The sequence below is a fragment of the Streptomyces sp. NPDC033165 genome (genome assembly GCF_055577965.1).
Window position 1 is genome coordinate 195,763 of the sequence record NZ_JBVIPK010000006.1, and the last position, 22,144, is coordinate 217,906.

Genomic DNA, 22,144 nt, shown 5'->3' on the forward strand with positions numbered 1-22,144 from the left:
CACCGGAGGAACCACATGCAGAAGAGCTTCGTCCCCCCGCCGGGACCACCCCGCACCCTGGCCGTCGCCCAGCTGATCAGCAGGACCGGCGACGGCGCGTACTACGTCACCGCCGCCCTGTTCTTCACCACGGTCGCCGGGCTCTCCCCGGCCCAGCTCGGCCTGGGGCTGACCATCGCCTGGACGGTGGCGCTGGTGGTCGGCGTGCCGCTCGGACATCTCGCGGACCGGACGGGAGTACGCCGGAGCGCTGTCATCCTCTTCGCCTGTGCGGCCCTCGCCGTCGGCTCGTACCTGTTCGTCCGGTCCTTCCCGCTGTTCGTGCTGTCGGCGAGTCTGTACGCGGTCGCCCAGCGCAGCGGCTCCGCCGCCCAGCAGGCCCTGCTCGCGGGAGTGGTGCCGAAGGAGCAGTTCACCAAGGTCCGTGCAGTCCTTCAGGCCAGCTACAACGCGGGCCTGTCGGTGGGCGCCGCACTCGGCGGCATCGTGCTGCTGTTCGACTCACGGGAGGCCTATCTCGCGGCCTTCGCACTGAACTCGGGGGCCTTCGCGGTGGCGGCCTTCGTCCTGTCGCGCGTGCCGTCGGTTCCGCCGTCGCCCGCGCCCGCCAAGGGCGAGAAGCCGCAGCCGGTCCACAAGGACCGTCCGTACGTCGCCATCAGCCTGCTCAACCTCGTTCTGGTGCTGCACGTGCCGCTCATCGACGTGGCGCTGCCGCTGTGGATCGTCGGACACACCGAGGCCCCGCCGTGGGTCCTGTCAGTGATGTTCATCATCAACACCGTCGCCGTGGTGTTCTTCCAGGTACGGGTGGCACGCGGCGTCACCGACCTGACGAGCGCCGCCCGGTACGTGGTGCGCGGCGCCCTGCTGCTCGGCGCGAGCTGTGTCGTCTTCGCCTTCTCCGGCAGTGGCGGCTCCGCCTGGTCGGCGGTGCTGATCCTGGTCGCCGCCGCGGCGGTGCAGACGATGGGCGAGATGGTGCAGATGGCCGGCTCCTGGGAGATCAGTTTCGGCCTCGCGCCGGACGGCAAGCACGGCCAGTACCAGGCCTTCTTCGGGTCCGGTCTCACCGTCGCCGAGATCGTCGGACCGCTCATGCTGACCGGGCTGCTCGTCTACTGGGGCGCACCCGGCTGGATCCTGCTCGGCGCTCTGTTCGTCGCCGCGGGCCTCGCGACCGTGCCGGTCGTGCGCTGGGGCGAGCGCGCCCTCGCCGCGCGGAACGACGCGGCCGGGACCGGGCCGCTCGGCATGTCCGACGACGCGCTGGTGAAGGACTGAGGAGGAACGGATGACCGAGGACAGCCGCACCCTGCTGGTGATCGGCGGCCGGGTGGAGACCGTGCGCAAGGCCCGTGACCTGGGCCTGCGCGTGGTCAACGTGCAGCGCCCCGAGGAGTACCGGCCCGAGCACGCCGCCCTGGTCGAGGCCGCCCTGCTGGTCGACTACACCGACTGGTCCGTGCTGCGCCCGCTGGTGACGGCTGCCCACGAGGTGTACGGATTCGACGGTGTCGCCACCATCACCGAACCCGGCGTCGAACCGGTCGGACTGATCGCCGAGACGCTCGGACTGCGGGGTGTCAGCCACCACTGCGCCCGGCTGATGCGGGACAAGGAGTCGATGCGCGCGCAGCTCGCCGGACGGCCGGGCGCGGTGGCGGCCGCGCCGGTCGAAGGGCTCGACAGCCTGGGTGAGTTCGGGCAGCGGCACGGGTACCCGTTCGTCGTGAAGCCGGTCGACGCGGCGGCCAGCTTCGGCGTGCGGCTCGTGCGCGGGCCGGACGAGATCGACGACGCCTGGCGGGACGTCCTGCGGCTGCGCGCCAGTACGGACCATAAGTTCGCGAACTACTTCCCCATGGGGCGGTTCCTCATGGAGGAGTACCTGGACGGCCGGGAGTTCAGTGTGGAGTCGCTGAGCTTCGACGGCCGGCATGTTCCGCTCGCGGTGACCGAGAAGGCCACCCACGGCAACTTCGTCGAGTCCGGGCACGCGTTGCCCGCCCGGCTCGCCGAGCCGGAGAGGGCGGCCCTCCTCGCCTGCGTGACGGATTTCCTGGACGCGGTGGACCTGCGGCACGGTCCCGCGCACACCGAGGTGAAGCTGACCGCTCGCGGGCCGCGGGTGATCGAGTCCCACGCCCGGCCCGGCGGGGACCGGATCATGGAGCTCGTCGAGGCCGCGTACGGCGTCGACATCGAGGCGTACACGGTCGGCTGGGCCACGGGCGTGCTGCCCGCCCTGGAAGCACCGCCGGAGCCGCGCGCCGCCGCCGCGACTCGCTTCCTCACCGCCGAGCCCGGGCGGGTCACGGGCGTCCAGGGCGTCGAGGAGGTCCGGGCGCACGAGGGGGTCCTCGGGGTGGACGTGGCGGTGTCCGTCGGCGACACCACAGGTCCGCTGGAGGCCAGTTGGGACCGGACCGGCCAGATCCTGGTCACCGCCGCCGACACCGGGGCCGCCGTCGCCCTCGCGGAACAGCTGGCCGGAAAGATCACCGTGACCACGGATCCGACGTGACCGCGGGTCCGCCCATCCCACCGACAGAGAGCATCACCATGTCAGAACACGTCCTGGTCTTCGGCAACGGATACGACATCCCCGGCCGGATGCGCGCCCACGGCGACGCGCTCGGCCGTACCGTCACCACCAGCGTCCTGTGCCGGCCGGAACACCTGGCCAAGCTGGAGGAGCCCCTCGGGCACGCCCGTATCCTCGCGGTCGGCGCGAACGCGCCCGTAGCGGAGTGGATCGAACTCGCCCGCACCGTGCATGCCCTTGAACCGGTCACGCGGATCGGAACCTTCGGCGACCAGTGCCAGGAGGCCGCCGCCGAGGTGGGCCGGGCACTGGGCGTGCCCACGCACGATCCGGAGACCGTCCGGGTGGTCTTCGACAAGTACGCCATGCGCGGGCGGCTGGCCTCGGCCGGCGTGGAGACCGTGCCGTCCGCCGAGGTGCGGACTCCGGAGGAGCTGCGCGCCTTCGCCGCCGCCCACGGCTACCCGTGTGTCGTCAAACCCCGCCGGGGCACGTCCAGCACGGGCGTCTCGGTGATCGGCACCGCCCAGGAGGCGGCGGCGGCCTTCGACCGGGCGCGCGGCACGGACGAGCCCGTCGAGGTCGTGGCGGAGCAGTTCCTCACCGGCGACCAGTACAGCGTGGAGGCGTTCTCCGAGCTGGGCGAGCACGTGGTGGTCGTGGTCACCCGCAAGTACTCCGACCCCGTGAGCCTGGTGGAGGTCGGCCACGTCATGCCCGCCCCGCTGGAGCCGGAGCAGCGGATGGAGATCCAGGCCTACGTCACCGCGGCGCTGGACGCACTCGGCGTGCAGTCCGGGCCGACGCACACCGAGATCGTGCTCACCGAGTCCGGGCCTCGGATCATCGAGACCCACCTGCGGGTCGGCGGCGACGAGATCTGGAACATGGTCACCGACACGACGGGCGTGGACCTGGTCGAGTACCAACTGCGCCAGTGCGTCGGCGAGAAGGTGCTGCCGGACGTACGGGCGGCGCTCTCCGACCCGGCGCGCGCCCCGCGCGCCGAGGCGATCTGGTTCGCGGGCGCGCCCGCGACCGGCACGCTCGTCGAGATCACCGGCGCCGAGGGACCGCAGGCCGAGGGCGTTCAGCTGGAGCTGTCGGGGACGGCAGGGAGCACGCTGGGCGGCCTGCAGAGCTCCGACTCCCGACTGGCGCATGCCCGGGCCCACGCCGACACCGCGGAGCGGGCGCTGGCCCTGGCCCGGGAGGCGATCGGCCGGCTCGCGTTCGTCACCAAGGTCCGCGCCGACCCCCTGGACCTGCTGTGACCGCACTTGTGGCACGACGGGGGGCAGCCGCCCCGGCGCACACCGGCGGACGGGAGCTCCGGGCGCGGCTCGACGACCTCGACGGCCAGATCATCTCCATGGTGCTGCGCCGGGCGGAGCTCGCCCGGTACGAGCAGTCGGCGCGGCGGAGGTCTGGGCTGCCGGCCTCAGAACTGGCCCGGGAGAACGGGGTCCTGGGCCGATACGCCGAGGAGCTCGGCCGGCAGGGGGTCGACATCGGCCGGGCCGTGCTGGTGCTCTCGCAGCTGACGCACGGGTCGGAAGTCCCAGTCCGGTGAGACGGAAGTGACGCCGTGAGTTTCGCGGTGCGGGTTCGTGGCGTGTGACCGGCCGTGGTTGTGCGGGCATGGCGAAGCGGCCGCAGGACTCGGGTGGCCCTGCGGCGCGCTGGTGGCTGTGCGGTTGTGGCCCCTGTCTCGCCGATGCGGCTTCTACGGTCCGGGCGGCGGGGCGGAGCTACCCCCCTGTCTCGTCGTCCTCATGCCTGCCGCACGGCCACCAGGCCGGCCCGCACGCGATCACGTAAACAGGGGCATGTCCAGGTGTCGCACGGGCACCGGGTGCCCAGGGCCGGGCGTCCCGTACCGTTGCTGAGCTTGAGCGGACTCCCAGGGCGGTCGGCGCACCATGCCTTCCGCCGGGGATCGCCACTAGGATGTGCGAAACGCGCCGTCACGGGCGCTGGTGTGCCGGGAAGTCTGGTCGGCGGCGGGGGCAGCCGTCCCTCCGTCCGCCGCGACCCCGGAAGGCTGCCCGCCGTGTACGAACGACCGCCCCACCGCACGGGATCCCCGGATCTGTTCTCCGGGAGGAGGCTCCGGTGTGCCGGTCGCCGATGACGCCGTCCCCGGGCCGTCGGCAGGTGCTGGGCACCGCGGCGGCCCGACCTCGACAGCGGAGCCGCTCCCGGGGCTTGTGAGGCCCTTCGCCGGGCCGGAGCCGACAGAGTCCGTCACCCACGCCGACGACCGCCCCGCCTGAGCCGGAGCGTCGAGCCCGAAGGCATCGGCGGCCCCGCGGCCGTACAGGCGGAACCCTGAGACAGGACTACGGGATGCAGACGTGCACCGGATACGAAACCCTGCTGGCCTCGGCTGCGGTGGCGGGGCGGGAACCCGACGAGGCCGAGTTGGAGGGCCTGCGGGTCTTCGGGGAACAGGCGGCCGCCGACGGCATCACGCTGCGCGCCCTGGTCGTGCACCACCTCGCACGGGCCCGTGCCGCCTGGCCCACCGGGACCGCTGGCGCGGACCGTGTGCTCGCCACGGTGCAGATCGCCGTCGAGGCACTCTGCGAGGGCTACGAGAGGGCCCAGCAACTCGCCTTCCGCCAGGAGGAGTTGCGGCGCCGCGAGTTCATCGACGACCTGCTGTACGGGCGTGGCGACCTGGGGCGCCTGGTGGAGCGTGCGGAGCAGTTCGGGCTGCGGCTCTCCCACGCCCATGCCGTCGCCGTCGCCGAAGGCCCCGACCCCTACCTCGAAGGCGAGGCCGTGCCTCGCCTCGTGGAGCGGGCCGTGACCGGACGCTTCGGCGACCGCAGCGTCCTGCTCACCACCAAGGACGGCCGGATGATCTGTATCGCCCCCGGCGACCAGCGAGACGTCCTCGTCCACTTCGCCAAGCAGGCCCACGCCGCGACCGACGGCGGGAGGGCCGCCGTCGGACGCCCGCACCCGGGTGCGGGCGGCGTGGTCCACTCCTACGAGGAGGCCCTTCAGGCCCTGGACCTGGCGGTCCGGCTGGAACTCGATGATCCGGTGCTGCACGCGGCGGAACTTCTCGTGTATCCGGTGCTGACCCGCGACCGGCAGGCCATGGCCGACCTCGTCCGAACCACGCTCGGCCCGCTGCTCGCCACCCGTAGCGGCCCGCAGCCCCATCTGGACACCCTCACCGCCTATTTCGACGCGGGGTGCGTCACCACCCACGCGGCCCGGAACCTCTCCCTGAGCGTCCGCGCACTCACCTACCGGCTGGAGCGCATCCACCAGCTCACCGGATCCGACCCGACCAACCCCCGGCACCGATACGCCCTTCAGACCGCGGTCATCGGAGCCCGCATCCTCAACTGGCCCGATCAGAAGCTCTGACCCTGCCGCCGCTCATCCGCCGACGCCGATCACGAAGGACGGGTACGTGCCCTCTGTCTACAGAAGTACCGCGGCTCAGCGGGAGGTCCGGCACTGGTGCCTGAGCCGGCTGGACGCGTGGCACGTGGCGCATGTCCGCCGCGAGGTGGCGACATCGGCCGGGCCCGCCAGCGTCGTGACCCTGGGCCCCGAACCGCGCGGCGGAGCCCCGGCCGTCGTTCTGCTGCCGGGTACGAACATGAACGCCGCCCTGTGCCCGGCCGTCGCCGAAGCGCTGGCCCGCGAACACCGTGTGGTGATCCTGGACCTGCCCGGCCAGCCGGGGCTCAGCTCGGGTCGGCGGCCCCGCGCCGGGCGCACGGCTTGGTACGGGAGGTGGCTGAGCGAGGTCCTGCCTCTGGTGGTACGGGAGCCGGCCGTGGTGGTGGGGCATTCCCTGGGCGGCGCGGTGGCGCTCGCCGGCGACTCCCCTCTCATCGCCGGTCGGGTGCTGCTCTCCAGTGCCGGCGTCACGCGCCTGCGGGTCCCCGTTCCGCTGGTGGCCGCCACCGTCCCCTGGCTCCTGCGCCCTTCGGCGCCACGAGCGGAGGAGTTGCTGCGCCGCATGTCCGCGCCGGGGCGCGCGGTACCCGGACACCTGAGCGCATGGATGGATCTGGTCGCGCGCTGCTGCCGCACCAGCCTCGCCCCGGCGCCGCTGCCGCCCGCCCTGCTGGAACGGTCCCGGGCCGCCCCGGTGCTGGTCGCTACGGGGCGGTTCGACCTCTTCCTGCCGCCGGGAGCCCTGGGCCGGCCGCGCGGCGTCGTTTGGGGGTGGAGCTCAGGGTGGTCGAAGGCGCGGGGCACCTGCTCCTGGACGAGGCGCCCGAGGAGGTCCGCGGGGTGGTGGAGGAGTTCCTCAGGGCTCATGGGGTGCGGTGACACCTGGGCGGTGTGCCGGACAGCTGGTGCGTGCCGCCGGAGGAGCAGGGCCCGCGCCCCTGTCGCGTCCCGTCCCGAGGGCAGGCCCGCTCACCCGCCCGCTATTTCGTCTCCAGGTCCCGGCGGCGGAAGCCCGCCAGCCCCAGCAGGATCAGACCGGCTGCGAGGGCGGTGAGGACGAGGACAGGGGTCCAGTCCATCCGGGCGGCGGGCAGCCGGGGAGCGTGGCCGAAGGGCGAGAGGTTGTTCATCCAGTCGGGGAACCGGAGAATCGCGCCGAGGTACCCGACGAGGAACGCGTACACGGGCACGATCCAGGCCGCCGACGCGGCGCGCGGGTACCAGCCGAAGAGTACGACCGCCACGCCCCCGGTCACCCACAGCGCGGGCGCGTACACGGCCGCGGCCCCGAGCAACTCCCCTACGAGGGCGGCGTCCCCGGTGGACGCGGCGCCCGCGACGCCGAATCCCAGCCCGGCCGCGAGCAGCAGCGCCGTGCCGCCGGCCAGCGCGACGGCGACATGGCTGCCGAGCCAGCGGTGGCGTGAGAGGCCGGTGGCCAACAGCGGTTCGGCGCGGCCCGCGCTCTCCTCGGCCCGCGGTCGCAGGCCGGCCATCACCACGTACACAGCGGCGACGACCGCGATGACGACCATCACCATCGACGCGAACGACTCGGCGACGGAGCTGCCGCCGATCTCCGCCAGTGCCTCCCGGACCTGTTCGATGTCCTTCACCATGTCGGCGGCGTCGCCGAGGATGGAGCCGTACATGACGCCCATCAGGAACAGTCCGGCGCCGAAGCCCAGCAGGGTCGCCCGGTGCAGCCGCAGGGCGAAGCCGAAGGGCCGGGTGAGGGCTTCGGACGCGGTACGGCGGCCGGGCCGGGCCGGTCGGAGACCGGCGCCGACGTCGCGTCGGGTGCTCAGCAGGAAGCCGGTGGCGGCGGTGAGCGCGGCCGACGCCAGGCAGAGCAGCAGGGGCCACCAGCGGTTGTCGACGAAGACGTAGGTGCGCTGGATCCAGCCGATCGGGGTGAGCCAGGACAGAGCGTCGTTGCCGACGTCGCCGGAGGCGCGGAGCACGTAGGCGACACCGATCAGCGCGAGTGCCATGCCGGCAGCACCTCGGGCATGGGCGGTCACCTGCGCGGTGACGGCGGCGATGCCGGCGAAGACGAGGCCGATCACGGTGTGCGTGAGCCCGTACAGCAGTGCCTCGCCGGTGCCGATGCCGTCGATGCGCGACGAGACAAGGGCCAGGGCCACGAGGACGGCGAGGGCCACGTTGGCGGCGGCGGCGACCGCCAGCGCGGAGGCCAGTTGGGCGTGGTGTCCGACGACGGTGGAGCGCACCAGCTCGGCCCGGCCGGTCTCCTCCTCGTTCCGCGTGTGCCGGATGACGGTCAGGACGCTCATCAGGCCGACCAGGACCGCCATGAACCCGAGCAGTTGGTGACCGAGCATCGCACCGATGCCGTAGTCGGAGAGGTAGTGGCGCGGGCCGGTCATGGCGAGCGCGGCAGGGCTGTCCATGGTGGCGGCGACCCCGGCTCGTTCCTCCGCGGTGGCGTACAGGGTCGCGTATTCGCTCGCTGTGGAGAGCGTGCCCAGGGCGAGCGCGAGCAGCCAGACCGATAGGCGGACCCGGTCCCTGCGCAGGGCGAACCGGATGAGGGTCGCGGTACCGGCGAAGGCACCTGCGCCGGGTCCGGCGGAGCTGTGGGTCTCGGGCGCTGCCGCGGTGGCGGTCATCGGGCCGTCCCCTCGCCACCGTGGACCGGAGTGACCGCGCCGGGGTCCGTACCCCCTGGGCCTGCGGAGTCGTCGGTACGCCCGGGGCCGCCGTTGGCGGCGAGCTCGTCGCCGTAGTGACGCAGCATCAACTCCTCCAGTGTGGGCGGATGGCTGATCAGACTGCGGATACCGAACTCGCCGAGCCTGCGGATGACGGCGTCGAGGTGTGCGCCGTCGACGGCGAAACTCACCCGGTGGTTCTCCGCTCGAACCCCGTGGACGCCGGGCAGGGTGTCGAGTCCGGTGGCCGGGTGCTCGGTCTCGGCCTCCACCGTCGTGCGTGTCAGGTGGCGCATCTCGCTCAGGGTGCCCGACTGCACGTTGCGGCCCTGCCGGATGATGCTCACGCGGTCACAGAGCTTCTCGACCTGGGCCAGGATGTGGCTGGAGAGCAGCACGGTCCTGCCCGCGGCCTTCGCCTGAAGGATGACGTCCTGGAAGACGACCTCCATCAAGGGGTCGAGGCCCGCCGTGGGCTCGTCCAGGAGTAGCAGTTCGGCGTCGGAGGCGAGGGCGGCGACGATGGCGACCTTCTGCCGGTTGCCCTTGGAGTAGGCGCGGCCCTTCTTGGTCGGGTCGAGGTCGAACCGCTCGACGAGCTCGTCGAGCCGCTGCCGGTCGAGGCCGCCGCGCAGCTTGGAGAGCAGGTCGATGGCTTCCCCGCCGGTGAGATTGGGCCACAGCTCGACGTCGCCGGGTACGTAGGCGAGTCGCCGGTGCAGCTCGACGGCGTCCTTCCACGGGTCCTTGCCCAGGAGCTGCGCGGAGCCGGAGTCGCCGCGCAACAGCCCGAGCAGGACCCGGATGGTGGTGGACTTGCCTGCTCCGTTGGGGCCGAGGAAGCCGTGCACCTCGCCGGTGTCGACGGAGAGGTCCATGCCGTCGAGGGCGTGCGTCCGGCCGAACGATTTGTGCAGTCCGGCCACATTGATTGCCTTCGTCATGGTGCCGAACGTACGCTTTCTTCAGAAGTATGTGAAGTTAAGGAACCGTATGAATCACTCGGTAGACTTCCGCCGGGCGTCGGGGGCGTCGGGGGCGTCGGGGCGCTGGGGGCATCAGGGCGCCGAATCGCAAGGACTGGGGTCAGGGCATGAGTGAGCGGCGGCGAGAAGACGGCCGTGTGGACGGCGGCCGTTCGAACGACAGTCGTTGTAGCGATGGCCGGGAGGCCGCCGCCGACGACGAGGCCGCCGCCTCACGGTTCGTCGAGCGCTTCGCCGCCCAGCTCGTCGAAGCCGGGATGGCCCGTATGCCGGCCAGGGTCTTCGCCGCGTTGCTCTCCTCCGAGCGGGGGGACCTGACCTCCGCCGAACTGGGGGAGCGGCTCAAGATCAGTCCGGCAGCCGTATCAGGAGCCGTTCGCTATCTCGCCCAGGTCAACATGGTCAGCCGTGAGAGGGAGCCGGGTTCGCGGCGTGAGCGTTACCGGGTGCAGGGCGATCAGTGGTACAGCGCTCTGATGGAGCGCGACGCCATGCTGAGGAACTGGCAGGCGACATTGCGGGAGGGCGTGAGCCACTTCGGGCTCGAAACCCCCCAGGGGCGCAGGATCAACGACACGCTGGAGTTCTTCCAGTTCCTGGATAAGGAGTTGGGGTCGCTGATGGAGCGCTGGGCCGCGCACAAAGCCCAGCATCTCGGCCGCTGACCACGGGATTTGCCCCGGGGGGCGAGGCCGTCGCGGACGATGACGGCGTCGGCCGTTTCCAGGGCGAGGTCGGAACAGGGCGAGCTCGGAACGCCGGGCCGGGAGCGGGTCAGGGCGCAGGGGACGGGTGAGCGGGTCACGGCACCCAGGGCGAGGGACGGGCCGGGGCGCGGCTGCGGGCGCGTGCCCCATCAGCGGATGAGCGCGGCGAAAGCGGGCTACTGGAAGGCGGCGGCCGGGGTGGTGGGGGCGGCGCAGCAGCCGTCGCTCTCGGTCTGGTCCGCCTCGGGCTCGTCGAAAAGGCCGGCTCCGCCGCAGACGCCCGTCTCGGGCAGGGTGAGTTCGACCCGCTCGGCGGCTTCCTGGTCGCCGGCGATGGCGGCGGCCACGGAGCGGACCTGCTCGTAGCCGGTCATGGCGAGGAAGGTGGGTGCCCGGCCGTAGGACTTCAAGCCGACGAGGTGGACGTCCTTCTCGGGGTGGGAGAGCTCCCTGACTCCGTGCGGGTAGACGGTGCCGCAGGAGTGCTGGTTCGGGTCGATGAGCGGGGCGAGCCCGACCGGGGCCTGGAGGCGCTCGTCGAGGCCGAGGCGGAGTTCGGAGAGGAAGGACAGGTCCGGGCGCAGGCCGGTGAGGACGATGACCTCGTCCACGGGGTCGAGACGGCGGCCGTCCTCGGCAACGAGGATCACCTGGTCGCCCGCCCTTTCGAACGCCCCCGTACGGAAGCCTGTGACCGCGTCGGCGTGGCCCTCGTCGACGGCGGCCTTCGCGGCGAGGCCGAGTGCGCCGCGGGCGGGCAGCTGGTCGGCGGTGCCGCCGCCGAAGGTGGAGCCCGAGATGCCGCGGCGCAGGACCCAGGTGGCGTGCGTGCCGGAGCCGGTGCCCGCGCCTGCCCCCGTTCCCGCGCCGGTTCCAGTGCCCGTCCTCGTTCCCGTGCCCGCGCTGGTGCCTGTCCCTGTGCCTGCACCCGCGCCTGCACCCGCGCCGGTGCCTGTCCCCGCACCCGTTCCCGCGCCCGTCCCCGTGTCGGCCTCGGACCTCGCGAGGTCGGCCAGGGAGGCGAGCGCCGTGAAGGCGGAGGCGCCGGAGCCGATGACGGCCGTGCGCCTGCCTGCGTAACGGGCCCGTACGGCGGGGTCCTTGAGGTCGGGGACGCGGTAGGAGATCCGGTCGGCCGCCGCGCGCTCGCCCGGGGCCGACAGCCCGTCCCCGCCGGCCGGACCGGGGGTGGCCCAGGTGCCGGAAGCGTCGATCACCGAGCGGGCGAGGATCTTCTCCTCGCGGCCGTCGGTGTAGGTGACATGGACGGAGAAGGGCTGGGTCTCGCGGTCGGCGTCGACGATCCGGTCACGGCCGACGCGGGAGACGCCGGTGACCCGGGCGCCGAGGCGTACCCGCTCGCCGAGGGCGTCGGAGAGCGGCTGAAGGTACCGTTCCGCCCAGTCGCCGCCGGTCGGGTAGGTCCCGGTGTCGGGCTTGGCCCAGCCGGTGGGGGCGAGGAGCTTCTCGGCGGCCGGGTCGGTGAGCTCGCCCCAGGTGGAGAAGAGCCGTACGTGCGACCACTCGCGCACCGCCGCACCCGCCCGGGAGCCCGCTTCCAGGACCAGCGGCTGAAGGCCCCGGTCGACGAGATGGGCGGCGGCGGCCAGACCTACGGGACCGGCCCCGACGACCACGACGGGCAGCTGTTCGGCGGCGGTGGCGCTCATGGCGATTCCCCTTTGTTTCGACATCTGTCGATCTCTTGAGATCCCAGCATGGCACTTGCATCGATGGATATCAACATAGACGTTTATCGAACTTGCGACTGGTCCCGGGGTGCGTCGATGTGGCCGTCAATGGCGCCGGGCGGTCCGGTCCGGTCGCACTTGGTTCGACGTGTGTCAACATAGATGTATGTCGAATGCGAAGGTGCTGCCTCTGCTGGAGCCCACCGTCGAGCCCTGCTGTCCGCCGCTGGACGAACGGCCGCTGACGGCGGAGGAGGCCGAGCGGAGCGCCAGGATGTTCAAGGCGCTGGGAGATCCGGTCCGGCTGCGGTTGTTCTCCGCCGTCGCCTCGCACGAGGGCGGCGAGGCATGCGTCTGCGACATCTCTGACGTCGGCGTCTCCCAGCCCACGGTGTCCCACCACCTCAAGAAGCTCAAGGAGGCCGGGCTGCTCTCCTCCGAGCGGCGCGGCACCTGGGTCTACTACCGCGTCGAACCGGCCGTCCTCGCGGCCATGGGGCAGCTGCTCACGAAGGCCTCCGGCGCGTGACCGCCTCCGTCCTCGTCGTTCCGCAGAGTGCCGAGCACGCCGACGAGGTCGTCGCCATCTGCCAGGCCGTCATCGACGAGGGCAACGCCGCGTTCGAGACCACCGCACCGACCTGGGAGGAGTTCGACACCGGCAAGCTGCCCGAGCACCGCTTCGCCGCGCTCGACGAGAGCGGGCGGGTCCTGGGCTGGGTCGCCGCCACCCGGGTCTCCGACCGCTGCGCGTACGCGGGCGTCGTCGAGCACTCCGTCTGCGTGCGTCCCGGCTCCCGGGGCCAAGGAGTCGCCTCGGCGCCGCTGAAGGCGCTGGTCGACTCCACCGAGGCGGCCGGGATCTGGACCGTCCAAGCGGGCATCCTCCCGGAGAACGCGGCCGGCCTCGCCGTCCATGAGCGGGCCGGATTCCGGGTCATCGGCACCCGCGAGCGCATCGGCCGCCACCAAGGCCGCCGGCGCGACACCGTCCTCGTCGAACGCCGCAGCGCCCAGGTGTGAGCGCGGCCGCTTCAGGGTGGTGTCCACCGCGACGCCGGGCTGTGCCGAGGCGGTCGCGTGCTGCCCGCCGCCGCACGGCCCCTCTTCGGCACGGCTGCCCCACCGCGTAGGGCGGGGCAGCCGAACGATGCTTCGCGGCGGCCTACTTCACCGGCGCCGCGGTGAACTTCTTGCGCCAGGCGAGCGAGACGTACACCAGCGCCACCAGCACCGGAACCTCGATCAGCGGACCGACGACCCCGGAGAGGGCCTGGCCGGAAGTGACGCCGAAGGTGGCGATGGCGACCGCGATGGCGAGCTCGAAGTTGTTCCCGGCGGCCGTGAAGGCGAGCGTGGCGGTGCGGTCGTAGTTCAGGCCGATGGCCTTGCCGAGCAGGAACGTGCCGAACCACATCACCGCGAAGTAGACCAGGAGCGGCAGCGCGATGCGGACGACGTCCAGCGGCTGCGAGGTGATGGTCTTCCCCTGGAGGGCGAAGAGGACGACGATCGTGAAGAGCAGGCCGTAGAGGGCCCACGGGCCGATCTTCGGCAGGAACTTCCGCTCGTAGGACTCGCGGCCCATCTTCTTCTCGCCGATGCGGCGGGTCAGGAAGCCCGCGACCAGGGGGACCCCGAGGAAGATGACGACGTTCAACGCGATCTTCCACATGGAGATGTCGAGGTGCTCACCGTCGCCGAGGCCGAGCCATCCGGGCAGCAGGTCGAGGTAGAACCAGCCCAGGACGCCGAAGGCGATGACCTGGAAGACGGAGTTCAGGGCGACGAGGACGGCGGCGGCCTCGCGGTCGCCGCAGGCGAGGTCGTTCCAGATGATGACCATGGCGATGCAGCGGGCCAGGCCGACGATGATCAGGCCGGTGCGGTACTCGGGCAGGTCCGGCAGGAAGATCCAGGCCAGCGCGAACATGAGCGCCGGGCCGAGGACCCAGTTGACGACCAGCGAGGAGGCCATCAGCTTGCGGTCGCCGGTGACGGCGTCGAGCTTGTCGTAACGGACCTTGGCGAGAACCGGGTACATCATGATCAGCAGGCCGGCGGCGATCGGGAGCGAGATGCCGCCGATCTCGACCTTGGCCAGCGCGTCGTTCAGCCCGGGGATGAGCCGGCCCAGACCCAGCCCCAGGCCCATGGCCAGGAGGATCCAGACGGCGAGGAAGCGATCGAGGGTGGAAAGCTTCGCGACCACCGAGGGCTCGTCGGTGGTCGCGGGCGCTTGGGTGGGGGTCACGGGCAGGCCCTCTTGTTGTCGGCGGCGGTACGCGCGGACTCGGCCAGGTCGGCGAACTGGCCGGCGAGCTGGGCGATGACGTCCGGCCGGAGCTTGTAGTAGGTGAAGCGGCCGCAGGGCTCGGTCTCCACGATTCCGGCCTCGCGCAGCACTCTCAGATGGTTGGAGAGATTGGTCTGCCGGGCACCGGTCTCCTCGACGAGGTGAGTGGTGCACAGGGTCTCGCGGGCGAGCAGGGTCACGATCCGCAGGCGCAGGGGATCACCCAGGACCCGGATTAGTTCAGTGTCGACTGACGTCATCATGGGCTGATACTCTCACATCAGTGGTCGCTGACACCACCGGGTGCTGATGTCCTTCGTGCCTGACTTCGCCGTGAGACAAGTGAGACCAGTCGTGTCCGAGAAGCCTTCCGTCCTGTTCGTCTGCGTCCACAACGCCGGCCGTTCCCAGATGGCCGCCGCGTGGCTGTCGCATCTGGCCGGGGACCGCGTCGAGGTCCGCTCCGCCGGTTCCGCCCCCGCCGACCAGGTCAACCCCGCCGCCGTCGAGGCCATGCGCGAGGTCGGTATCGACATCGCCGCCGAGACCCCCAAGATCCTCACCGTCGACGCGGTCAAGGCCTCCGACGTCTGCATCACCATGGGCTGCGGCGACACCTGCCCCGTCTTCCCCGGCAAGCGCTATCTCGACTGGACGCTTGAGGACCCGGCGGGCCAGGGCGTCGAGGCCGTCCGCCCGATCCGCGACGAGATCAAGAAGCTCGTCGAGAACCTGATCGAGGAGATCGCCCCGGTGGACCCGGAGCGGACCGCATGAGCGAGATCCGCGAGGTCGTCGTCATCGGATCCGGCCCCGCCGGGTACGCCGCCGCCCTCTACGCCGCCCGCGCCCAGCTGAAGCCCCTGCTGTTCGGCAGCTCGATCTTCGTGGGCGGCTCGCTGACCACGACGACCGAGGTCGAGAACTTCCCCGGCTTCCCGGACGGTGTCCACGGGCCGGTCCTCATGGAGAACATGCGGGCCCAGGCCGAGAAGTTCGGCGCCGAGATGATCGACGACGACATCGTCTCCGTCGACCTCGCCCGCGAGACCAAGGAACTCACGGACTCCGAGGGCACGGTCCACCGCGCCAGGGCGGTGATCATCGCCACCGGATCCGGCTGCCGCAAGCTCGGCCTCCCGAACGAGGAGAAGCTGTCCGGCCGCGGGGTCTCCTGGTGCGCCACCTGTGACGGATTCTTCTTCCGCGACCGCGACATCGTCGTGGTCGGCGGCGGCGACACCGCCATGGAAGAGGCCACCTTCCTCACCCGCTTCGCCCGCTCCGTCACCGTCGTCCACCGCCGCTCCACCCTGCGCGCCTCCCAGGTCATGCGGAACCGTGCCTTCGCCGACGACAACATCTCCTTCGCATTCGACAGCGAGATCGTCGAGATCAAGGAGGAGAACGGCATGCTCGGCGGAGTGGCCCTGCGCGACACGCTTACGGGCCGTACCCGCGAACTGGCGGCCACGGGCCTCTTCATCGCCATCGGCCACGACCCCCGCACCGAACTCTTCACCGACCAGGTCGACCTCGACGACGAGGGCTATATCAGGGTGGAGTCCCCTTCCACCCGCACGAGCCTCCCCGGCGTCTTCGCCGCCGGTGACGTCGTCGACCACACCTACCGCCAGGCCATCACCGCCGCCGGAACCGGCGCCGCGGCAGGGCTCGACGCAGAGCGCTACCTCGCCGCCCTGGCGGACAAGCCCCCGGCCATGGCCACGGCCACGGTCTGACCCGGACCGGACGGCGCCCGGCCCGTACGCATCAGGGAGGTGCGCGGTGGACGAGCCGGCTCATCTCGGGCGGCCGATACCGCCCTTGCGGGACACGAGCACCCTGCTCGGCCGCATCACCCGCCGCTTGGCGGCGCGCCACCGGACGTCGTTCTCGTACGAGACGGTCGAGCGGTACGTGACCGAGTGCGCCGGTCTGCTGGGCGGCCGGGCCCGGGTGGGCACGCACCTCCCGGTGCTCGTCGAGCGCTTCGCGGATCAGCGGCTCGGCGCCCTGGCGCGCGGGTCGGGCATCCGTCCCAAGTGCGTTCCCGAGGTCCTTTTCGTGTGCACGGAGAACGCCGGGCGCTCCCAGCTGGCCGCCGCCCTGATGAGGCGGCGCGCGGCGGGCGCGGTCCTCGTCATGACGGCGGGCTCCGCCCCCGCCTCCGATATCGCCCCGGTGGTGCGCCGGCTCCTCGCGGAGCAGGGAATGGAGGCGGCCGATGATTTCCCCAAACCGCTGACGGCGGAGGTGGTGGCGGCAGCGGACGTGGTCGTCACGCTCGGCTGCGGCGACGCGTGCCCCGTACGGCCGGGGCGCCGCTACATCGACTGGGGCCTGCCGGACCTGAGCGGCCTGGACATCGAGAGCGCTCGGGCCGTACGGGACACCCTGGAGGTCCGGGTGGGCAAGCTCGTCGGCGAACTCCTGGGGGCGCCGGCGTCACCGGCTTGATCCGGCGCGCCCCCGGGGTGCCGGGCTTTGATGAGTGTTTGAGTGCCTTGGGCCGTATCAGCCCGCATCAGCCCGTATCAGCCCGCATCGGCACACGCCCCTTGGTGTGCGCCGACCGGCGCGGGTTTCCGGTCGGGCGCGGGCTTGATGGTTCCTCAGGCGGGTCGGTGAATCCCTGGTGACGTCCTCGGCTGATTCGCGGAGGAACTGCTCCCGCCTTCATCGGATTTGGAGGAACTGTTCCACTGCCCGCCGTCCCCGCGCCGCCCCCTTGCATTCATCTTGTGCGGTGCCTTCGTTGACGTCCGCGTTCGCGTAATCGCTTGAGGCCGCGGGGTCGCGAGGGCGATGGGCGTGGAGCGGCGGGCTGCGCCCCGTGCCGGTCTGACCACGTGTTTCGGGCGGTCTCTCTACAGTTCTCGGCCAGTTCTGTAGAAAAGAGCCCCATCTCCGCTCCTTGTCCCGGCAGTTGCGGCTGCGCCAGAGTTCGGGGCGCGGCGACAGGAACATGTCATCGCCGCCGGGCAGTGTCCATGGAACACATCGCGCGTCCCCAAGCGCGGTGTGGCCACCCCCCCATTGTCTGGACGCTCGCCCGTGTAGCGGAAGGATTCCCGTGAAGCACGGAAAGAAGAACGCGCGCAGGTACATCGTGGCCGCCTCCATCGGAGCCCTCCTGTCGGCCGGAGTCGCCACAGGGGCCTACGCCGGTACGGCGGCGGAACCCTCGGCGCCGGCGTATCAGCCGGAGATGGTGCAGGCCCTCGCCGAGACGCTGGGTGTCAGTGAGAAGGCCGCCGTCGAGCGGCTGGACCGGGAGGCCCGGGAGCGGGACCGGTTCGCGGAGCTGAGGAAGGACCGGGTCGACACGCTCGGGGCCTTCTTCACCGCCGACGGTTCCCTGGTCGTCAACGCCGCCGACGCAGGGGCGGCCAAGGAGGTCAGGGCGGCGGGTCTCAAGGCCCGGGTCCCCGAACGCGGGGAGGATGAGCTCGACCGCATCAAGGCCCAGCTGGACGCCAAGGCCCTCAAGAGCGCCCCGGCAGGGGTGTCGGCGTGGTCCGTCGACCTCGCGTCCGACACCGTGACCGTCGAGGTCAACGGGGCATCGGACGCCGCCACCCGCAGCTTCCTCAAGGCGGCGAAGAGCAACGGCGACGCCGTACGTGTCATCAAGGGGCAGGAGAAGCTGGAGACCCAGGCCGTCGTTCCGCCCGGCAGCCGGATGACCTTCAACGGCTACCTCTGCTCCGTCGGTTACGGCGCCAAGGACCGCAGCGGCAGGCAGGTGCTCGTGACCGCCGGGCACTGCATCGAGGACCTGCCCGCACTGGCCTACAACGGCACCCGGTTCGCCAAGGGCACCCACACCCGGTTCGCGCTGGGCACCCGCAGCGTCGACATGGGCATCGCGACCGTCGACGCCGGCCACTCGATCGGCCTCGACATCACCACCTACGGCAGGGCGGGCACCGTCCCGGTCAAGGGCAGCAAGCGGGCCCCCTCCGGAGCGGCGCTGTGCAAGTCCGGCCAGACCACCGGCTGGACCTGCGGCAAGGTCGGCTCGTACAACGTCAGCGTCACCTACACCGACCAGAACGGCGGCCCGGACACCGTGGTGACCGGACTGGCCAGCTCCAGCGTCTGCACGCAGGGCGGGGACAGCGGTGGCGCGTACGTCTCCGGGGACCAGGCCCAGGGCCTCACCTCCGGCGGACCGATGAACCAGCGCTGCACCGGCCAGGTCAACTCGCCCGGCTCCTCCTACTTCCAGCCGCTCAACGACGCCCTCGCGTACTACGGGCTGACCCTCAACACCAAGTAGTCCCGACCGGCCAAGGCCACCCCCCGAACGCGGGAGACCGTCCACTCATCCTGGGCGGTCTCCCGTTCCAGTCGTTCCCGTTCCTGTTCCCGTTCCCGTTGTTCCCGCTCCGGGGCCGCAGTCCCACGCCACCCCGTGGACGCCGGGCTTGCACCGCGAGGTCAGTACATGGACGTTGTGCGTGTCGTTCAGCGGGATGCGCCGCTTGGCCCGGGGCGGGTCCCCGACCTTCTCCCGGACGTAGCGGTGGCAGTCCGCCGGCAGGGCGCCGGGGTGGAAGAAGACCTGTTGGAGGTATTCGTGGAGGTTCGTCCGCGTCCAGCGCTCGTAGTGCGTGGCCGGTGTCTCGGACGGACTCACCTCGACCGCGTAACTCACGACCGTCGTGTCCAGTTTGGCCAGTTCGCGGCCGAAGTGGATCTCCAGGACCAGGGACTTGAGCCCCTTCAGGTACGTGGCTTCCACCAGGCGTCCGCAGGTGACCCGGATGTCGACGGGCTCGGCGGCCTCGTCATCGAAGCTGTGTACGAACACCGCGCGGTCGGCCCCGGCCCGGCTCGCCCGCAGCACGTTGGTGGTGGCGATTCCGCTCAGCGTGCCGCTCTCGCCGACCGTCACGACGTCGTGGACCATCAGCGCCCCCGTCTCCTGGTTGAAGTGGCGGAACCGCGCGCCGAGCGCCTTCTCCACGACCGAGTCCTCGCCGAGGATCTGGAGCGTGGTGCCCTCACTGCCGGCCGGTGTGATCCGGCCACGGGGGCGGCGCGGGCCGAGCAGCGAGCGCAGGGCCCCGGAGGGCAGCTCCAGGATCTCCTCCAGCACGTCCACCGCCCGCAGCGAACGCGCCCGTTCGGGCTGGCTACGGCCGCGCTGCCAGCTGCTGAGGGTGGCCTGGCTGATGGTGATGCCGCGCACCCTGAGCCGTTCGCTCACCCGCTCCAGCGAAAGGCCGCGGCGGTTCAGCGCCTCCCGCAGGGCCCCGGGGAAGGTGTCGGCGCCCATGGCCGCCGCGTGCAGGTCCGAGGCGGTGATGACCTCGCCCGTGCGGGCCGCGGTGGTGTGGGCCTCGGCGGCATCCAGGGCCTGGGAGGACTGCGGGACCTCAGCGCCCCGCGGGATCTGAGGGATCTGCGGGGCTCGGGCGACTTGCGCGGCCTGTGGGGCCTTGGCGGCCTGCGGGGCCTCGGTCGCCTGCGGGGCCCCGGCCGCACGGGATGCGGCGTCGGGGGCGGTCCCGGACGTGCCGCCGCCCGCCGCCTCCGGCAGTCCGAAGTCGGTGTCCGTTCCGCTCGACATGGCCCTCCCCGTTCCGGTGCTCTCCCTGCGGGTCCGCTTGCGTGTCCCCGCATACTGGTTGACCACCGGACGGGGGACGGATAACAAATCCCCCAGGGGTGACCTGTCCCACACTCCGGTGGCGAATTGAACGAAGGGCGTGAACGGCGTGGACAGCACCGCTCTGGTCGTCGCGGCGAGGAACGGCGACCGGGCCGCCGGGGAACGCCTGGCCGCCCAGTACCTGCCGCTCGTCTACAACGTCGTCGGTCGCGCGCTGAACGGCCATCCGGACGTGGACGACGTCGTGCAGGAGACCATGCTCCGGGCGCTGTCCGGCCTTTCCTCCCTGCGCGATCCGGCCCGCTTCCGCTCCTGGCTCGTCGCCATCGCCATGAACCAGGTCCGCACCCGCTGGTCCGGTCTGGGCCACCGGCCCGCCCCGCTGGAGGCGACCGAGGACCCCGCCGACCCGGCCGCCGACTTCGTCGACCTGACCATCTGGCGCCTCGAACTCTCCGGCCAGCGACGCGAGACGGCCGAGGCGACCCGCTGGCTGGACGACTCCGAGCGCGATGTGCTGTCCCTGTGGTGGCTGGAAACGACCGGCGAGCTGACCCGGGCCGAGCTGGCCGAGGCGCTCGGCCTCACCCCGCAGCACGCCGCCGTACGCGTCCAGCGGGTGAAGAACCAGCTCGACGTCGGCCGCGCCGTCGTCCGGGCCCTGGCGGCCGACCCCCGCTGCCCGGCCCTGGCGGAGCTGCTGGGCGACTGGGACGGTACGCCGACGCCCCTGTGGCGCAAGCGGATCGCCCGCCATGTACGGGGCTGCGCCTCCTGCTCCGACGGCAGCGCGGGCCTGGTCCCGCCGGAGGGCCTGCTCTCCGGTCTCGCGCTGGTGCTGCCGATCTACGACACCGGACAGCAGGCGGCGGTGGCCGTCACCCAGGCGGTCCCGGCGGCGGCCGTGTCCTCCGCCGCGCCTGCCGCTCCCGCCGCCTCGGCCGGGGCTTCCGCCTCCTCCGGCGTGTTCGCGGCCGGGAAAGCGGCGGGGCTCATAGCCGCCGCGGCAGCCGTGACCTCCCTCGCCGTCTTCTTCTGGCCCTCCGCGCCCGCTCCGCCCGTGCCCCGGGCCGAGGGAGCCACGCACAGCCCCGCGCCCCTGCCGCCCCCGGCCGCCGCCCCCGCCGAGCCGGTCCCCACGCCGACCACCGCCTCACCCACCCCGAGTCCCACCGCCTCTGCCTCCGTCTCCCGGACACCGCCCCCCGCCGCCCCGAAGCAGGCCGCCTCGCCCACGCCACCGGAGCCGCGCCCCGCCCCGGAGGCGCGGGTGGTCACCCAGGTCAACACCCTGCGCGCCGAGAACGGCTGTCCGGACCTGCGTACCGATCCCCGGCTCACCGAGGTCGCCCAGCGGCACTCCGAGGACATGGCCGCACAGAACTACTTCGGCCACACCGACTCCTCGGGCCGGGGCGCGGGCGACCGGGTGACGACCGTGGGCTACGAGTGGTCGGCCGTCGGCGAGACCATAGCCACCGGCATGAGCGACCCGGCGGCGGCGGTCGAGCAGTGGCGCAACAGCCCGGGCCGCGACAACGACATCTTCAACTGCGACTTCGTCCACGTGGGCGTGGGTATCGCCGACTCCCCGCGCGGCCCCTACTGGACCCAGGTGCTGGCCACCCCGCGGTGAGCATCGGTGGGCATCCGGGCCGGTTGTCAGTGCCGGGTGCCAGACTCGGCCGGTATGGAGACCACCGTGCGGCTCAGGGATGTCGAGCAGGCCGATCTGGAAGCGTTCCTCGCGTACGAGCATGATCCGGAGGCGGTCCGGAGATCGCGGTTCCCTCCCCGGGAGAGGGAGGCCTTCATGGCGCACTGGGCGACGAAGGTCCTGGGGGACCCCACGGTCTTCGTGCAGACGGTCGTCGTGGACGGCGAGCCCGCCGGGAACGTCGTGGCCTGGTGGGAGGGGGACCGCCGCTTCATCGGTTACTGGTTCGGCCGCTCGTACTGGGGGCGGGGCATCGGCACCGAGGCCCTGGCCGCGTTCCTGGAGCGGGAGAAGGCCCGACCCTTGTACGCGGACCCCGCCGCCGGGAACACCGGCTCGGTCCGGCTGCTGGAGAAGTGCGGATTCCAGGCGACCGGCACGGTCCGACACGGCGGGAACGAGCACGTGGTCCTGGTGCTCGACGCGGACGGAGGGCCCCCGGCGGACACCGGGCCGGCGGGCGCGTGAACAG

The 22,144-nt window shown here is 72.0% G+C and carries 21 protein-coding genes and 1 pseudogene; 16 read left to right on the forward strand and 6 right to left on the reverse strand.

What is annotated here, in order from left to right; genetic code table 11:
* Positions 1–15: 15 nt before the first annotated feature.
* From ACZ5WC_RS16840 to ACZ5WC_RS16870, 7 genes and pseudogenes are all read left to right on the forward strand, one after another.
* Complete coding sequence (locus tag ACZ5WC_RS16840; protein WP_468541496.1) at positions 16–1,284, forward strand: MFS transporter; 1,269 nt, start codon at positions 16–18, stop codon at positions 1,282–1,284.
* Between the two features lie 10 nt (positions 1,285–1,294).
* Positions 1,295–2,527 (forward strand): ATP-grasp domain-containing protein, encoded by a 1,233-nt coding sequence (locus ACZ5WC_RS16845; protein ID WP_468541497.1) that lies wholly within the window; start codon positions 1,295–1,297, stop codon positions 2,525–2,527.
* A gap of 38 nt (positions 2,528–2,565) precedes the next feature.
* Complete coding sequence (locus ACZ5WC_RS16850) at positions 2,566–3,822, forward strand: ATP-grasp domain-containing protein (protein ID WP_468541498.1); 1,257 nt, start codon at positions 2,566–2,568, stop codon at positions 3,820–3,822.
* Positions 3,819–4,121 (forward strand): chorismate mutase family protein, encoded by a 303-nt coding sequence (locus ACZ5WC_RS16855; RefSeq protein ID WP_468541499.1) that lies wholly within the window; start codon positions 3,819–3,821, stop codon positions 4,119–4,121. Before ACZ5WC_RS16850 ends, ACZ5WC_RS16855 begins: the two co-directional genes overlap by 4 nt.
* Positions 4,122–4,897: 776 nt before the next feature.
* The gene (locus ACZ5WC_RS16860; RefSeq protein WP_468541500.1) at positions 4,898–5,935 is read left to right on the forward strand and encodes a PucR family transcriptional regulator; all 1,038 of its coding nucleotides are present in this window, start codon (positions 4,898–4,900) and stop codon (positions 5,933–5,935) included.
* 238 nt (positions 5,936–6,173) lie between these two features.
* Positions 6,174–6,650 (forward strand): annotated as a pseudogene (locus ACZ5WC_RS16865) (alpha/beta fold hydrolase); the annotation flags it as partial.
* 98 nt (positions 6,651–6,748) lie between these two features.
* On the forward strand, positions 6,749–6,856 hold the full coding sequence (locus tag ACZ5WC_RS16870) for an alpha/beta fold hydrolase (RefSeq protein ID WP_468541699.1): 108 nt from the start codon (positions 6,749–6,751) through the stop codon (positions 6,854–6,856).
* 101 nt (positions 6,857–6,957) lie between these two features.
* On the opposite strand, the gene ACZ5WC_RS16875 is transcribed toward ACZ5WC_RS16870, so the two are convergent.
* Both ACZ5WC_RS16875 and ACZ5WC_RS16880 read right to left on the reverse strand, forming a co-directional pair.
* Positions 6,958–8,610 (reverse strand): ABC transporter permease, encoded by a 1,653-nt coding sequence (locus tag ACZ5WC_RS16875; protein ID WP_468541501.1) that lies wholly within the window; start codon positions 8,608–8,610, stop codon positions 6,958–6,960.
* Positions 8,607–9,596: an ABC transporter ATP-binding protein gene (locus tag ACZ5WC_RS16880; RefSeq protein ID WP_468541502.1), complete on the reverse strand. Its 990-nt coding sequence runs from the start codon at positions 9,594–9,596 to the stop codon at positions 8,607–8,609. The genes ACZ5WC_RS16875 and ACZ5WC_RS16880 overlap by 4 nt, the downstream gene beginning before the upstream one ends.
* A 149-nt stretch (positions 9,597–9,745) precedes the next feature.
* Here ACZ5WC_RS16880 and ACZ5WC_RS16885 point away from each other — a divergent pair, with 149 nt between their 5' ends.
* A complete protein-coding gene (locus tag ACZ5WC_RS16885) occupies positions 9,746–10,303 on the forward strand; it encodes a GbsR/MarR family transcriptional regulator (protein WP_468541503.1) in 558 nt (185 codons plus the stop codon).
* A 218-nt stretch (positions 10,304–10,521) separates the two neighbouring features.
* Here the strand turns inward: ACZ5WC_RS16885 and ACZ5WC_RS16890 are convergent, their stop codons facing one another.
* On the reverse strand, positions 10,522–12,015 hold the full coding sequence (locus tag ACZ5WC_RS16890) for an NAD(P)-binding domain-containing protein (RefSeq protein WP_468541504.1): 1,494 nt from the start codon (positions 12,013–12,015) through the stop codon (positions 10,522–10,524).
* A gap of 187 nt (positions 12,016–12,202) precedes the next feature.
* Here ACZ5WC_RS16890 and ACZ5WC_RS16895 point away from each other — a divergent pair, with 187 nt between their 5' ends.
* Together ACZ5WC_RS16895 and ACZ5WC_RS16900 are read left to right on the forward strand one after the other, a co-directional pair.
* A complete protein-coding gene (locus ACZ5WC_RS16895) occupies positions 12,203–12,565 on the forward strand; it encodes an ArsR/SmtB family transcription factor (protein WP_468541505.1) in 363 nt (120 codons plus the stop codon).
* Entirely contained in the window at positions 12,562–13,059 is a 498-nt protein-coding gene (locus ACZ5WC_RS16900; RefSeq protein WP_468541506.1) for a GNAT family N-acetyltransferase, read from the forward strand. Before ACZ5WC_RS16895 ends, ACZ5WC_RS16900 begins: the two co-directional genes overlap by 4 nt.
* A gap of 142 nt (positions 13,060–13,201) precedes the next feature.
* Here ACZ5WC_RS16900 and arsB read toward each other — a convergent pair whose 3' ends face one another.
* Positions 13,202–14,290 (reverse strand): ACR3 family arsenite efflux transporter, encoded by a 1,089-nt coding sequence (gene arsB / locus ACZ5WC_RS16905; protein ID WP_468541507.1) that lies wholly within the window; start codon positions 14,288–14,290, stop codon positions 13,202–13,204.
* Positions 14,287–14,595, reverse strand: coding sequence for an ArsR/SmtB family transcription factor (locus ACZ5WC_RS16910; protein WP_468541508.1), 309 nt, complete (start codon positions 14,593–14,595; stop codon positions 14,287–14,289). Before ACZ5WC_RS16910 ends, arsB begins: the two co-directional genes overlap by 4 nt.
* 91 nt (positions 14,596–14,686) lie before the next feature.
* On the opposite strand from ACZ5WC_RS16910, the gene ACZ5WC_RS16915 reads away from it, so the two are divergent.
* The 4 genes from ACZ5WC_RS16915 to ACZ5WC_RS16930 all read left to right on the forward strand — a co-directional run bounded on the left by ACZ5WC_RS16915 (position 14,687) and on the right by ACZ5WC_RS16930 (position 18,617).
* Positions 14,687–15,109 carry an arsenate reductase ArsC gene (locus ACZ5WC_RS16915; protein ID WP_468541509.1) on the forward strand — a complete coding sequence of 141 codons (423 nt, stop codon included), beginning with the start codon at positions 14,687–14,689 and terminating at the stop codon, positions 15,107–15,109.
* A complete protein-coding gene (gene trxB, locus ACZ5WC_RS16920) occupies positions 15,106–16,074 on the forward strand; it encodes a thioredoxin-disulfide reductase (protein ID WP_468541510.1) in 969 nt (322 codons plus the stop codon). Before ACZ5WC_RS16915 ends, trxB begins: the two co-directional genes overlap by 4 nt.
* Positions 16,075–16,120: 46 nt before the next feature.
* Positions 16,121–16,792 carry an arsenate reductase/protein-tyrosine-phosphatase family protein gene (locus ACZ5WC_RS16925; protein ID WP_468541511.1) on the forward strand — a complete coding sequence of 224 codons (672 nt, stop codon included), beginning with the start codon at positions 16,121–16,123 and terminating at the stop codon, positions 16,790–16,792.
* Between the two features lie 616 nt (positions 16,793–17,408).
* On the forward strand, positions 17,409–18,617 hold the full coding sequence (locus tag ACZ5WC_RS16930) for a S1 family peptidase (RefSeq protein ID WP_468541512.1): 1,209 nt from the start codon (positions 17,409–17,411) through the stop codon (positions 18,615–18,617).
* Positions 18,618–18,662: 45 nt separating this feature from the next.
* Here the strand turns inward: ACZ5WC_RS16930 and ACZ5WC_RS16935 are convergent, their stop codons facing one another.
* Positions 18,663–19,913, reverse strand: coding sequence for a helix-turn-helix domain-containing protein (locus ACZ5WC_RS16935; protein WP_468541513.1), 1,251 nt, complete (start codon positions 19,911–19,913; stop codon positions 18,663–18,665).
* A gap of 139 nt (positions 19,914–20,052) precedes the next feature.
* On the opposite strand from ACZ5WC_RS16935, the gene ACZ5WC_RS16940 reads away from it, so the two are divergent.
* Together ACZ5WC_RS16940 and ACZ5WC_RS16945 are read left to right on the forward strand one after the other, a co-directional pair.
* Positions 20,053–21,591: a sigma-70 family RNA polymerase sigma factor gene (locus ACZ5WC_RS16940; protein WP_468541514.1), complete on the forward strand. Its 1,539-nt coding sequence runs from the start codon at positions 20,053–20,055 to the stop codon at positions 21,589–21,591.
* A gap of 54 nt (positions 21,592–21,645) precedes the next feature.
* Positions 21,646–22,140, forward strand: coding sequence for a GNAT family N-acetyltransferase (locus tag ACZ5WC_RS16945; protein ID WP_468541515.1), 495 nt, complete (start codon positions 21,646–21,648; stop codon positions 22,138–22,140).
* Positions 22,141–22,144: the final 4 nt, after the last annotated feature.